Genomic DNA, 12738 nt, shown 5'->3' with positions numbered 1-12738 from the left:
CTGAAGAGCACGACCGGGCGCACCGGCGGCGCACGACGCAGCGGTGAGAGCAGCCGCGCCGGCAGGTAACACGCAGTGACCGGTGCCGGCGGTTCGCCGCCGGCACCCTCGATTCCACGGCGCGCCGCCCCACGGCGGCGCGTCCTCTACTCAACAACCAGCGACACGGGGAACGGGCCGATGGCCGTCAAGATCGACAAGAAAATCAAGGGCTACACCGTGATCAGCGCAGAAGACCGCGCCCGCGATGCCCAGGCCAGCGCCAATACCGCCCCCGTCGAAGTCAAGACCGCCGACGTGATCCAGATGCACGAGCGCCTGGAGCGCCCGGAAGTGCTGATCGGATCGACGTACAAGATCAAGACGCCGCTGGTCGAGCACGCCATGTACGTGACGATCAACGACATCGTCCTCAACGCCGGCAGCGAGCACGAGCAGCGCCGCCCGTTCGAGGTGTTCATCAATTCCAAGTCGATGGACCACTTCCAGTGGATCGTCGCCCTCACCCGCATCATGTCCGCCGTGTTCCGCAAGGGCGGCGACGTCACCTTCCTGGTGGAAGAGATGAAGGCCGTGTTCGACCCGCGCGGCGGCTACTTCAAGGCCGGCGGCGTGTACATGCCGAGCCTGGTCGCCGAGATCGGCGCGGTGGTCGAGGAGCACATGAAGTCGATCGGCATGATCCACGACCCCGAGATGAGCGACCACCAGCGCGCCCACATCGCCGAGAAGCGCGCCGCCTACGAGCGCGCCACCGCGCCCGCCGCGAACGAGAGCGTGTCCGTCACCGGCGAAGGCACCAGCTTCCCGCCCAGCGCGACCATGTGCCACAAGTGCAGCACGAAGGCGCTGGTGCTGATGGATGGGTGTGCTACTTGCTTGAATTGTGGGTATAGCAAGTGCGGGTGAGTTGAAACTGCAAAAATAGGATCTGAGGGTCGGGCCGATTGGCCCGGCCTTTTTTTGTGTCGCTCGCAGGACGCGTTTTCTCGAAACCATTCCAGGGGGAGCAATGGCAACTGCAAAACCAACGTGGCAAGGAGCCCTAGATGCCAGGGATGATCTCGGCCAATACGGTGATAACGCGATCGGCCTATTCGCGTTGGCTCTCCGATTCTCCGTCGACGACATTCATAGCGTCGCCGCGGAGTCTGTCACCGATGGCAGCGACGACAAGAAATGTGACCTCATATATATCGACCGCGACGAGGGAGTTGCTGTTGTAGCCCAGTGCTACTGCTCGTCTAAACAAAAGCAGGGGGCGCCAGCTAACAAGGCCTCAGATCTCAACACGGCGGTTGCGTGGCTTATGCAGCGACCGATTAAGGAACTGCCAAAGCGACTCCGGTCCGCAGCCAAAGAGCTGAGGTCTGCGATCAGCGACGGCTCAATCAAGAGATTTGAGGCTTGGTACGTCCACAACCTGCCAGAAACTCAAAACGTACAAGATGAACTGGCGACGGTTACTCAAACTGCGAAGTCGGTGATCGCAGCTCTCCACTCGGCATCGAAAGTTGAGATTTCTTCGCTCGAGATCGGTAACGCACGTCTCGATGACTGGTATCAAGAAACACTTTCGCCCATTTTGGTTAACGACGAGATCAAAATCGAAGTCGAGTCCGGCTTCACCATTGATACCGCCAACTGGAAGTCCTATGTAACTGCAATTCCGGCCCGTGTGCTTCATAGGCTCTACAAAAGTCATGGTACGCAACTCTTCTCAGCCAATGTAAGGGACTACCTAGGCTCACGAAAAAGCGATGCCAACATAAACAATGGCATAAAGCAAACCGTGCAAACAGCGCCGGAAAACTTTTGGGTCTTCAATAATGGCATCACCATCCTTACGCATTCGTTTGCGGAAGGAGCGACCAAGAACAAGAAGACCCTCACCCTGCGCGGTATCTCAATAGTCAATGGAGCACAAACCACTGGGGCAATCGGCACGCTCCCGAAGGCGCCTTCAGGCGGATTGGTCCCCGCACGCGTTGTGTCTACAGCCGACAACGACTTGGTGTACGACATAATTCAGTACAACAATAGTCAGAATAAAGTTACTGCGTCGGATTTTCGCAGCACGGACCGAGTACAGAAGCGACTTCGCGATGAAGTCGAAGCCATCCCGAACGCTAAGTATGAGGGCGGCCGACGGGGCGGACACAAAGACGCAATTCAGCGAAACAAGAACCTCATGCCGTCCTATACGGTCGGCCAGGCGCTTGCGGCGTTCCATCAGGATCCCATCGTCGCGTACAACTCAAAAAGCGATATATGGGTGAATGACCAAACGTATGCACGTTTTTTCAATGACGACACTACGGGTGCGCATTTGGTCTTCTGCTACTCGCTTCTTCGCTCTGTGGAAGACGCCAAGCGCTCACTTGTGGCCAAGTCCAAGTCGAAGGAGTTGACTGCGCAGGAAGAGACACTGCTCGAATACTTTCGTCAACGCGGTTCTACGTATCTCCTGGTTTCGGCCATGGCAGCGTGCGTAGAAACGTTTGTTGGCAAGCGAATCGGAACCAACGCAAAGGTCTCATTTGGCCCGAAGACCTCGCCGACACAAGCCGGCCAGCACTGGTCCGAGCTTGTGACGATCGTTTCCCCGTTCTGCCAACAACTATCGGATGCGTTGAGCGACGGATTGAAAAGCAACGAGCGGGCGCAGAAAGCGATTGGAGTCTTCCGTAGCCTCGTGCAAGCAACTGCGAGCGCCAACGCAGAGTCGTACAAGCGCTTTGGAAAGGGCGTGACAGTCTCAAGGTGAACGGTCCGGAGAAATGGGGTCAGGCTCCATTTTGCCGAGAGACGAACCCAAGCTCTTTCCCGCTGACAGCTACACTTCGAAGCCACCCGATCCGCGACAGGAACCCCCATGACCTACACCACTTCGGAAAATGGGGTCAGGTTCCATTTCGGTACTCGCACCCTGGCATCGCAACACGAGACCCGAAGGGCGGCCGACAGGATGTCGGCCGTCGCCACCCGAGGCAGGATGCCGAGTGCGCAGAAAAATGAGAAAAATGGGGTCAGGTTCATTTTCTTGGTCATGGCCCGCGGACCGAGTCACCGCACCGAAAAATGGGGTCAGGTTCCATTTCGGTACTCGCACACTGACATCGCAACACCAGACCCGTAGGGCGGCCGACAGGAAGTCGGCCGTCGCCACCCGAGGCAGGATGCCGAGTGTGGCGATCGCGTAGGTCTCGCACGCCGCGCGCTGTAGACCTGATCGGGAAAGGCACTTTCTTTTGGTTACTTTTCTTTGTGCCCCGCAAAGAAAAGTGACTCGGGCGCGTCAGCGCACGAATCGCCTTCGCCGTGGCATCGGCACCCGGCGCCAACGAGGCCACTCCGCGGTCGGAAAATGGGGTCAGGTTCCATTTCGGTACAGAAAACTAACTCGGTGCGGCAGCGCACCAAACCCTTAGCGTCTCAGGCGTAAGCCTCACAGCGTCACGCACGAGACTCCAAGCCTCGACCCGGCGCGACTGAAATCCGGGACACCGCCGCGCTTCGCGACCCCATCACATCGGTCGAAGCTTCATGGCGGCCTGTCCGAAGCGGCGTCCGCGATGATCACGACTTACGATCCGGCGCATGCGCGCGCCCAGATGCTCAACAAGGTTCCCGCCGTAACGCTGTTCTTCTGGATCATCAAGGTGATGGCGACGACGGTCGGCGAAACGGGCGCCGACTTCCTCATCTTCAACCTCCGGCTGGGGCTGACGTACACATCCCTGCTCGCCGGAGCCGTGCTCATCGCGGCGCTCGTCCTGCAGCTGCGCACGCGGCGCTACGTACCCTGGATCTATTGGGTCACCGTGGTGCTGATCAGCGTGGTCGGCACGTTGATTACCGACAACCTGACCGACAATTTCGGCGTGCGGCTTGAAGTGAGCACGGCCGTGTTCGCGATCGCCCTAGCCGCGGTATTCGCCCTCTGGTATTCGAAGGAACACACGCTCTCGATCCACAGCATCGATACGCGACGCCGCGAACTCTTCTACTGGGCTGCCATCCTGGTGACATTCGCGCTCGGCACCGCCGCGGGTGACCTCGTGGGCGAGCGCTGGTCGCTGGGCTACCTGGTGTCGGGACTGATCTTCGCGGGCCTGATCGCGGTGGTCGCAATCGCCTATTACGTATTCAAGCTCAATGCGGTCTGGGCGTTCTGGCTGGCCTACATCCTCACGCGCCCGCTCGGCGCTTCGTTCGGCGACCTGCTTTCGCAGTCGCACAAGGACGGCGGACTCGCGTTGGGCACGACCGGCACCAGCCTGGTGTTCGTCGCAGTGATCGTGGTGCTGGTGACCTACCTGAGCATTACGAAACGCGACGTCGCGGTCGCCTCCGATCGCGCGTAGCGAACGGCCAGTGCGCGACGAGCCAGGTGGACGGCGCTGGCGGCCATCGCCGCGAGAAAGGGGTCAGGTTCAATTCCCGAAACCGTCCCTGTCGCCAGCGAGGCTCGCCGCCTACGCGCCAAGCGCGGCGCTCGCAGGCGCATGGCCATCGACAACAACTGCCGGCCGCGACGGGCCGCCGACCACGCCGAGATCCCGCGCACGCGCCTTCACCATGAATGCGGCAAACCCGATCAGCGCCAGCGCCAGAGCGACGACGGAACCTTCGGATCCGAAGCTACCGCCCGTCAGCCAGTCGGGGCCCGTCAGATGTCCCCGGATGAGACCGGTGCCGTCGCTCGTCCCGGAGACCAGTGACGAGAACACCTGGCTCTGGGCGAAGTTCCAGGCAAAGTGAATCCCGATGCACAGCCATAGCCTTCCGGTGGCCATGTACGCAGCTGCAAACAACATTCCGAAGGCCGTACACGTCAGTAGTCCGATGGGGTTGGCGCCGACGTTGGGTGCGTGCACCAGGCCAAAGAACAGCGCCGAGATCACCACGGCCCACAGCGTCCCCAATGCCTGCCGCGAAATGCCGAAAACAATTCCGCGGCCGACGAACTCCTCCAACAGCGCCACGCCTACGTAGAGCGGCACGACGGCCAGCATCGCGCTGCTCGGCGCGACGAGCCCATCGACGCGGTATACGCCCAGCACCCACAGGACGCCGAACAGCAACGCCTGCATCGACACGCCCACCAGCAGCCCGGAAGCGAGCTCGCGAAAGGCGCCCGGGGTGGACAGCTCCGATACCGGTCTCCGCTCGACGCGAAGTACGAAGAAGCGATAGGCCAGCCATACGAGGAGCGCTGCGAGCACCGTCGGCCACAGATGGCCGTAAGGGGCGGGGATCAACGCGTGCGCCGTCTTCGTGACCAAGGGCGCAGGCAACCACACCAGTAGCGTCCCTAACAGGATCCGCACGACGGGGTTGGACAGGAGGCGCCTGCCTGGTGAACGATTTGCCGAAGGTGGTGGCTGCTGTTCCATGTCGAGATGCTCGTCCAGTGGGCATGCGAGTGGCGCCCCAATGGCGACACTGCATGCGCACCCTAGCCGGCGGCGCGAGGCCGTGCGCGTTACGAATGTCACCTGGACGAATAGGCTATGGACACCGAGCGCCGGAAAAAGGGGTCAGGATCATTTCTCGATCTGAGTGGCGCCGCACCAACCAAGCGCCTGCATAGAACCCGACGGGCGGCCGACAGGATGTGGGCCGTCGCCACCCGAGGCAGGATGCCGAGTGTGGCGATCGCGTAAGACTCGCCGATAGCGCGCTGTAACCTGACCGCGAAGGCACTTTCTTTCGGTCACTTTTCTTTGTGCCCATCAAAGAAAAGTGACTCGGGCACCGCAGGGTCACGAAACGGTTCCCCTGTCGCCAAGCGCAGGCGAAGCAACGGCCCGGTTCCAATTTCCCGAGGAAACGAACCCGAGTCTCTTTCTTGTTGAAAGCTAAACTTCGGGTCCACCCGATCCACCGACAGGAACCCCCCATGCCCTACACCACCACCGCATCCGGCCTGCAGTACGAAGACACCGTCGTCGGCAGCGGCGCGGAAGCCAAGCCCGGCCGCAACGTCACCGTGCACTACACGGGCTGGTTGTTCGAGAACGGCCAGCAGGGCGAGAAGTTCGATTCGAGCAAAGACCGCGGCGAGCCCTTCATCTTTTCGCTGGGCGGCGGCCAGGTCATCAAGGGCTGGGACGAAGGCGTGCAGGGTATGCGCGAGGGCGGCATCCGGACGCTGATCATCCCGGCCAACCTGGGCTATGGCGCGCGCGGTGCCGGCGGCGTGATTCCGCCGAACGCGACGCTGAAATTCGAAGTGGAGCTGCTGGGTACCTGAGGCACGATGCAAGAAGGTCGAAGTCAGCACTTGACCGCTCCTGCCCACGGCAGCCAAGCATCCACATGGGACCCGAAGGGCGGCCGACACGAAGTCGGCCGTCGCCACCCGAGGCAGGACGCCCAGTGTGGCGATCGCGATAGATCCGCACTCTGCGAGCTGTAGACCTGATCGGGGAAGGCACTTTCTTTTGGTCCTCTTTTCTTTGTGCCAGCAAAGAGACAGTGACTCGGGCGCGCCAGCGTACGAAACGCCCGTCAGTCGCCCCCCGCCGCGAAGGAAGCCGCCCGATGGCCAAGTACCTCATCTCGTTCCCCGCCGCCGCGATGCAAATACCCGACGGCCAACGGGACACGGTCATACGCGAGTCCCACGCCGTGATCGACGACGCGAAAGCGGCCGGCGTCTACGTCTTCGCCGGCGGCCTGGATGACCGCGTGCCAGTGGTGCGCGTCGCCGCGGACGGCACGACCACCGAAGGCGGTTACCCCGACGGCCCCGCGCTCGACGGCGGCTTCGCCGTGCTCGAGCTGCCCACGCGCGAGGCGGCCCTCGACTGGGCGGCCCGCCTCGCCCGGGCCTGCAGCTGCGCGCAGGAGCTGCGCGTGTTCCATTTCGACCCGGCGTCGTAACCGCAGTCGCGCGCCCGGCCATGTCGGCGTCTGGACGAAAGCGGACTTGGACTCGGCATGCCTTGCATTCCTGCAATGACCGCTTTCGACCCAAAGCAGACATCGCAGCCTTCCCCCCGCGCTCACCCCACCACCGCCACCCGGAACTCGAACGTGCAGCCTCCACCTTCGCGGCCCAGGCAGCGGGCGTGTCCGCCGTGCTGTTCGCTGATCTGGCGCACAAGCGCAAGGCCCAGGCCCCAGCCGTTACCGGATTCACGGGTATTCGCCGGCCGATGAAACGGCTCGAAGACGCGCTCGCGCTCGCTCGCGTCGATACCGGGACCGCGGTCAGTCACGTGCACGACCCGATCGCCGGTGGTGTCGACGAACGCGCGCGCCTCGACGCCGGTGCGCCCATGCGTCAGCGCGTTCTCCAGCAGATTTCGTAAAAGGCGTCGCAGCAGCCGCGTGTCGCCGAGCATGGGCGTGGGCGTCACGTCGAAGGGCAGGCCAAGCCGTGTGCATTCCTCGGCGACGATCACCGCCAGGTCCGCCTCTTCGCGCCGCTCGATACCCACCGTGTCGAGCTTGCTCGCCAGCAGTATCTCTTCGATCTGCTCGTCGATTTCGGTGCAGTCCTCGCGTATGCCCTGCAGCAGGCCAGGACGCGGCTCGGCTTCGTACAGCTCGAGCGCCATGCGGATGCGGGTGAGCGGCGATCGCAATTCGTGTGAGGCATTCGCCAGCATGCGGCCGTGGGCCGACATGAGGCCCGTCACCCGGTCGGCCATGGTGTTGAACGCATGCGCCAGGTGCGCGACCTCATCGGCGCCGGCCACGGGCGCGCGCGTCGCCAGTTCGCCGGCACCGAAACGGTCCATGCTCGCCACGAGTGCTTCGATCTGTCCCGTAAGGCGACGCGCCAGCGGGTACATCGCCACGCCCACCACCGCGGTGATCACGAAGATCAACACCAGCCCGTCAAGGTGGAGATGCAGCGCGTCGGAGTGCAACGCGCGCAGCCAGTCGGAGCCGCCGGGCTGCCGCAGCACTGCCCACCAGGCGAGGGCGAACAGCACCGCCACGGCTGCCAGCGCGGCGAGCGTGGCCACGTAGATGCGCAGGTAGAGTCGACGTATCACGCCGCGCTGTCTCCGTCCTGCACGCGCGTGAAGAGGTAGCCGGCACCGCGCATGGTGACGATGCGCCGTGGTTGCTTCGGGTCGTCCTCGATCGCGGCACGGATGCCGGAGACATGCACGTCGACCGTGCGGTCGCAGGTATCCAGTGCACGCCCACCGATGGCATCGAGCAATTGCGCGCGGCTGAGCACGCGGCCCGCACGTTCGGCGAGTGCGACCAGCATGTCGAACTGGTGGCCGGTCATTGCGCGCGGCTGTCCGTCGACGCACGCGCGGCGTGCCTCGCGATCGATCTCCAGGCGTCCGAAGCGCAGGGTCGGATTGACCGCATGGCTGCCACGTCGCAGTACCGTCCGCAGCCGTGCCAGCAGCTCGCGCGGCTCGAATGGCTTGGGCAGATAGTCGTCAGCGCCGAGCTCGAGTCCGACCACGCGATCCATCGCGTCGCCGCGCGCCGTCAGCATCACGATCGGTACCCCGCTGCGTTCGCGCAGCCGCGTGCAGACATCAAGGCCACTGGCGTCCGGCAGCATCAGGTCGAGGATGATCGCGTCCGCTGCCGCACGCCGCTGCTCGGCCAGCCCGTCGGCCGCCGTGTGGCGGCAGACCACGCGATAACCGGCCTGCGACAGGTACTGGTCGAGCATCGCGCACAGGCGCTCGTCGTCGTCGATGATCAGGAGTGTTTGCGACACGTGGCTGCATCCGGTGCGGCGGCCGCCGCGGGGACGGCCGCCCGGCAGGGTCAATGGCCCGAATGATGCCCGATGGCGTTCGCCATCATCGCGTCGATGTCGGTCGACAGCGCGCGGCGCTGCTCCGGCGTGAGGACGCGGGCGATGCGCAGCACCGTTTCGGTGAGGCGCCGATCGGTGTCCAGCAGCACCTGGTCCTGCTGCGATCGCACGCGCTCGACCGCGGCGACGTCGATGCGGGGTGCAGCGAGCAGGGTTTTCAGCGCGCCCAGGCCCGCGTGGTAGCGCGCGAAGTCGGCGTGCTGGGCGCGCATGGACTCCACCATGATCCCGTCGATGGCCTGCCGCTGCGCCGCGCTGGCGCCCGCCTTCGTCAATACGCCTTCCACGTGTTCGTGCAGGCGGGCGTGGTCGTGCAGATGGTGGAATGACGACAGCACTGCCATCGGCTCGGAACCGGCAGGCGCAGTGGCGGCATAGGCAGCGACACCACCGAGGGACAACGCCGCCGCAAGTGCGATTCCGCCGATCAGCAGGCGGCGGGCGGTGGAAGGGAAGCGCGTGGCGGAATCGTTCGGAGTCATGGTTTCACCTGTGATGGGAAGCGTCCCGGCCGGGACGACGCCAGACTCCACCGGCCACGTTCAGCGGCCACGAGCGCTTGATGAAGTTTTGTTGGGCCGGCGCGCGCGTGCTTTGCAAAACTTCACGGGGCGCGCGCAGGTCATGAACGTGCGGGCCCTAGCGTGCGGCGCAGCATGACTTGCATGCGTTCGCAGGGCGTTTCCGATGCAACCGACTTCCTTCATCCATGCAGCGCCCACGGCGCCGGGCCGCAGCGCGGCGGCCGCGATCGCGGCCGCCACCGTGATCTCGACGGTGTTCGTCGCACTCGACCGCAGCGGCGGCGGCCATACGCCGGCCGAGATCCTGGCGGGCATCGCCGGGCTGGCCACGCTCAAGGCGGTGGTGCATGGCGTGGCGATCGCGAGCGTGTGTGCCTACGGCTTCGGCTTCGCCACGTTGGCGGGACGGCTGGGGCTGCGTCGCCCGCACGTGCTGGCCGGACTGGTCGTCTACCTGTTCGGCTGCGCGGCGATGATCGGTGCCACGATCTTCGACGGCTTCGTGATTCCGCACGTCGCGATCGATGCGCTTTCCTCGCCCGACCGCGTGGGCTTTGCGTACAACCTGGTGCGCAACCTCGGCCTTGTGGTGAACGATCTGGCGAAGCTCGGCTGGGTGCTGCAGGCCGTGGGCACGCTGGCGTGGTCGCTCGCGCTGGTGCGCCTGTCCGGGGCCGCACGCCGGGTGGGTACGGTCGGCGTGCTGTCGAGCGCGCTGGTGTGCGTGCTGATCGCGCTGTCGGACACCCGCATGCCGATGTCCGCGCTGCTGGCCGTGCTGCTCGCCCAGATGCTCTGGAACCTTTCGGCCGCAGCGCTGCTCGCGCGCCAACGGCCGCTAGCGAATGTCGTTCCATAGATCGGCGGGTGAGAAACGAGACTTCAAACCGGCATCGTTCGGACTGCCCGTGGTCACCGTTGAGTTGCGAGCGCCATGAAACTGGCGGCACACGCTCTGTCAGGCCTGGTCTGAACCCGCTGGCGCGCCCTGAAACTGCGCGACCAGCGGTACTGAGTCGCCAACGTCAAGAAACGAATCGGATCCAGGTGGATTTCGTGACTCCGAAGACCTGACTGCGCCGGGTCGCCTCACAGGACCCAACGCACGGCCGGCACGGTATCGGCCGTCGCCGCTCTAGGCAGGATGCCGATCGTTGCGATCGCGCAGGACTCGCCGATCGCGCGCTGTGGACCCGATCGGGACGGCACTCTCTCTTGGTTGTCTTTTCTTCATGCCGGCAAAGAAAAGCAAGCGGGCGCGCAAGCGCACGAAACGCTTTTGTCCCCGGTGCAGCAACGCTCGCCAGGCAGCCCGTGCTTGCACGATCCGCTGACCCGAAAAACCACGCCCGTTACCCCTGCGGCGTAAACACCAGCTTCCCCACCGGGTAGCCCATCGACCGCGCCCGTTCGACCAGCCGGTTCCGCGTGTCGACATCGAGCACGCGCTCACGCGACAGGATCCACAGGTAATCGCGCCCCGGCGAGCCGACCATCGCCCACCGGTAGCCGTCGTCGAGCCCGACGATCCAGTAGTCGCCCCACACGAACGGCAGGAAGCCGAGCCACTCCGGCGCGAAGCGCACCTTCAGTTGCGAGGTGCTGTCGCCGACACGTCGCGCCACGCCGCGGGCTTCGCGGACCGTTCCGTCGGTCTGCGTGCAACGATTCACCACGTCGATGCGGCCGTCGCTGCGCAGGGTGTACTGGGCCACCGTGTCGCGCGCGCACTTGCGCTGGAAGAACATCGGCAAGTGCGCCTGCTCGTACCAGGTGCCCGCGTAGCGCGCGAGGTCAACATGGGCGACGGGCCGGTTGGGTTCGCTCGCCTGCGCGGGCGCGATGAGCATGAGCAGCGGTAGCAGCAGTGCGATGCGAGTCATGGCGGTGCGCCGATCAGACCAAAGCGCAAGCGTGACCGGCGACGGTGGTGGCGGGGTGAACGCAGCGGACCGCTTAGGTGCGGCGATCCCCGCGGCGACGTGGCAGGCGCCGGCGTCCGCGCGCGATCCGCCGGCTCCGGCGATGCAGTCGTCGACCTGCTGCCAGACGCTATTGACGCGGTCAACGCGCGCTTGCGCGTCTGATGGCAAGCCCATGGCTTGTCCGACGCACCTCGCCGTCACGCCATGCCGTGCGGCGAAGACACGATTTCCGCGATCCACACATCGTGCGCGCCGCCCACTCCTACCCGCAAAAGGCCCACCCATGCTCTCCACGCACGACCTGACCTGCCCGTACTGCGGCGAACCCATCGACCTTGTCATCGACAGCAGCGGCGGCTCGCAGCGCTACATCGAGGACTGCCAGGTCTGCTGCCGCCCGATCACGGTGATCCTCGAAGTGCACGGCGACGAAGACGTGGACGTACGCCTGCAGTCCGAGTCCGATACCTGACGAACATCGCCGCCGTGGACGAATCACACCGACGCGCGCGCATGCCCTGCAGCCTGACGGGTCATTCGTCGCGCAAAGCGCGCGGGCTGCGCGTCCACGCGTGACTCACTCCGCCGCCGCTACGTTCGAACCTCCGCCGAGAGTGAGACCGACCATGAGCGACAACCTGCAGGATCGTGGCAGCCCGGACCGCAAGCTGATCGCGCTCGGCGAAGAGCACGAGGTTCGTTACTGGACGCAGCGCTTCGGAGTCAGCGAGCAGCAGCTTCGCCAGGCCGTCGAGCAGGTGGGCAATTCGGCTGACGAAGTCGAGAAGCGGCTGCGTCCGAACTGATCGCGTCGCGAGTTCGATGGCGCGTCGAACAAGGTCAGGCCTGCAATGGCCTGACTTTTGGCATCCGTTGCGGACGAAGCGATACCCGGCCATGCATCGGCCGGGGTGACGTTGCGCCGGAGCACGGTCACGTGCAGTTGCAGTCGCGCCGCGCGTGCGTAGTTCGCATCGGCCTGTTTCCGGCCGAAGCCGCAATGAGCTGCCAGTCTGGCGTAGGTGATTGCCGTCAATGCATGTGCGCGTTGCCGAATGCGCTGCTCGAGGCTCCGGTCCCGCATCAGCGTGGTGGTATGCCAGCACTGGGCGAATAGACCGTCAGCGCACGCCGCCCAGACGCTTGCACGTTCGTGGATCGATCAGTCCCGCACCGCGCAGCACGCCGCTGTCCGCGCGTACAGCTGCTTGCCCGCTGAAGTGCGAGCGCGTGCTCGGCATGCCGCGACTGCACGGACTGAACAGGTCACCGCCCCTGCACTCGCATGCGCCTACGGTCCCCACACTTCCCAAGCGCGGCGTTGCCGCAGGTAACGCCATGCATCGTTCGACTTTCTCGCGCACGCTCCTCGCCATCGCCACCACCTCGGCCCTGCTGACCGCGTGCCAGAGGCAGGAGTCCACCGCGCCCACCGAAGCCACGCCAGCACCCGCTGCAATGCCCGCTACGCCGGCGC

14 protein-coding genes are annotated in these 12738 nt (G+C 64.6%); 8 read left to right on the top strand and 6 right to left on the bottom strand.

What is annotated here, in order from left to right; all coding sequences use genetic code 11:
• Positions 1-180 precede the first annotated feature (180 nt).
• Both FW784_RS08585 and FW784_RS08580 read left to right on the top strand, forming a co-directional pair.
• Positions 181-909: a TSCPD domain-containing protein gene (locus tag FW784_RS08585; protein ID WP_149352935.1), complete on the top strand. Its 729-nt coding sequence runs from the start codon at positions 181-183 to the stop codon at positions 907-909.
• Positions 910-1012: 103 nt separating this feature from the next.
• Positions 1013-2767, top strand: a complete 1755-nt coding sequence (locus tag FW784_RS08580; protein ID WP_149352934.1) for an AIPR family protein — start codon at positions 1013-1015, stop codon at positions 2765-2767.
• A gap of 113 nt (positions 2768-2880) precedes the next feature.
• Here the strand turns inward: FW784_RS08580 and FW784_RS14370 are convergent, their stop codons facing one another.
• Positions 2881-3051 carry a hypothetical protein gene (locus FW784_RS14370; protein ID WP_187770742.1) on the bottom strand — a complete coding sequence of 57 codons (171 nt, stop codon included), beginning with the start codon at positions 3049-3051 and terminating at the stop codon, positions 2881-2883.
• A gap of 524 nt (positions 3052-3575) precedes the next feature.
• Here FW784_RS14370 and FW784_RS08575 point away from each other — a divergent pair.
• Entirely contained in the window at positions 3576-4367 is a 792-nt protein-coding gene (locus FW784_RS08575) for a COG4705 family protein (RefSeq protein WP_149352933.1), read from the top strand.
• Positions 4368-4478: 111 nt separating this feature from the next.
• Here the strand turns inward: FW784_RS08575 and FW784_RS08570 are convergent, their stop codons facing one another.
• Positions 4479-5399 carry a CPBP family intramembrane glutamic endopeptidase gene (locus FW784_RS08570; protein WP_149352932.1) on the bottom strand — a complete coding sequence of 307 codons (921 nt, stop codon included), beginning with the start codon at positions 5397-5399 and terminating at the stop codon, positions 4479-4481.
• Positions 5400-5905: 506 nt separating this feature from the next.
• Here FW784_RS08570 and FW784_RS08565 point away from each other — a divergent pair.
• Both FW784_RS08565 and FW784_RS08560 read left to right on the top strand, forming a co-directional pair.
• Positions 5906-6259, top strand: a complete 354-nt coding sequence (locus FW784_RS08565) for an FKBP-type peptidyl-prolyl cis-trans isomerase (protein ID WP_149352931.1) — start codon at positions 5906-5908, stop codon at positions 6257-6259.
• Positions 6260-6549: 290 nt separating this feature from the next.
• Positions 6550-6891, top strand: coding sequence for a YciI family protein (locus FW784_RS08560; protein WP_149352930.1), 342 nt, complete (start codon positions 6550-6552; stop codon positions 6889-6891).
• A gap of 122 nt (positions 6892-7013) precedes the next feature.
• On the opposite strand, the gene FW784_RS08555 is transcribed toward FW784_RS08560, so the two are convergent.
• From FW784_RS08555 to FW784_RS08545, 3 genes are read right to left on the bottom strand one after another with little or no spacing between them, the layout of a single operon-like run.
• Entirely contained in the window at positions 7014-8015 is a 1002-nt protein-coding gene (locus FW784_RS08555) for a sensor histidine kinase (protein WP_149352929.1), read from the bottom strand.
• The gene (locus tag FW784_RS08550) at positions 8012-8710 is read right to left on the bottom strand and encodes a response regulator transcription factor (RefSeq protein WP_149352928.1); all 699 of its coding nucleotides are present in this window, start codon (positions 8708-8710) and stop codon (positions 8012-8014) included. Before FW784_RS08550 ends, FW784_RS08555 begins: the two co-directional genes overlap by 4 nt.
• 50 nt (positions 8711-8760) lie before the next feature.
• Entirely contained in the window at positions 8761-9294 is a 534-nt protein-coding gene (locus FW784_RS08545) for a Spy/CpxP family protein refolding chaperone (RefSeq protein ID WP_149352927.1), read from the bottom strand.
• A gap of 205 nt (positions 9295-9499) precedes the next feature.
• Here FW784_RS08545 and FW784_RS08540 point away from each other — a divergent pair, with 205 nt between their 5' ends.
• Complete coding sequence (locus FW784_RS08540; protein ID WP_149352926.1) at positions 9500-10195, top strand: hypothetical protein; 696 nt, start codon at positions 9500-9502, stop codon at positions 10193-10195.
• A gap of 493 nt (positions 10196-10688) precedes the next feature.
• On the opposite strand, the gene FW784_RS08535 is transcribed toward FW784_RS08540, so the two are convergent.
• A complete protein-coding gene (locus tag FW784_RS08535; protein ID WP_149352925.1) occupies positions 10689-11219 on the bottom strand; it encodes a lipocalin family protein in 531 nt (176 codons plus the stop codon).
• A gap of 325 nt (positions 11220-11544) precedes the next feature.
• Here FW784_RS08535 and FW784_RS08530 point away from each other — a divergent pair, with 325 nt between their 5' ends.
• Both FW784_RS08530 and FW784_RS08525 read left to right on the top strand, forming a co-directional pair.
• Positions 11545-11733, top strand: a complete 189-nt coding sequence (locus FW784_RS08530) for a CPXCG motif-containing cysteine-rich protein (RefSeq protein WP_149352924.1) — start codon at positions 11545-11547, stop codon at positions 11731-11733.
• Between the two features lie 154 nt (positions 11734-11887).
• Complete coding sequence (locus FW784_RS08525) at positions 11888-12067, top strand: DUF3606 domain-containing protein (protein WP_149352923.1); 180 nt, start codon at positions 11888-11890, stop codon at positions 12065-12067.
• Positions 12068-12738: the final 671 nt, after the last annotated feature.

This window comes from Cognatilysobacter lacus, assembly GCF_008274655.1.
GTDB lineage: Bacteria > Pseudomonadota > Gammaproteobacteria > Xanthomonadales > Xanthomonadaceae > Cognatilysobacter > Cognatilysobacter lacus.
The sequence above is the reverse complement of the archived record's forward strand: the minus strand, read 5'-3'. Positions and strand labels throughout refer to the sequence as shown.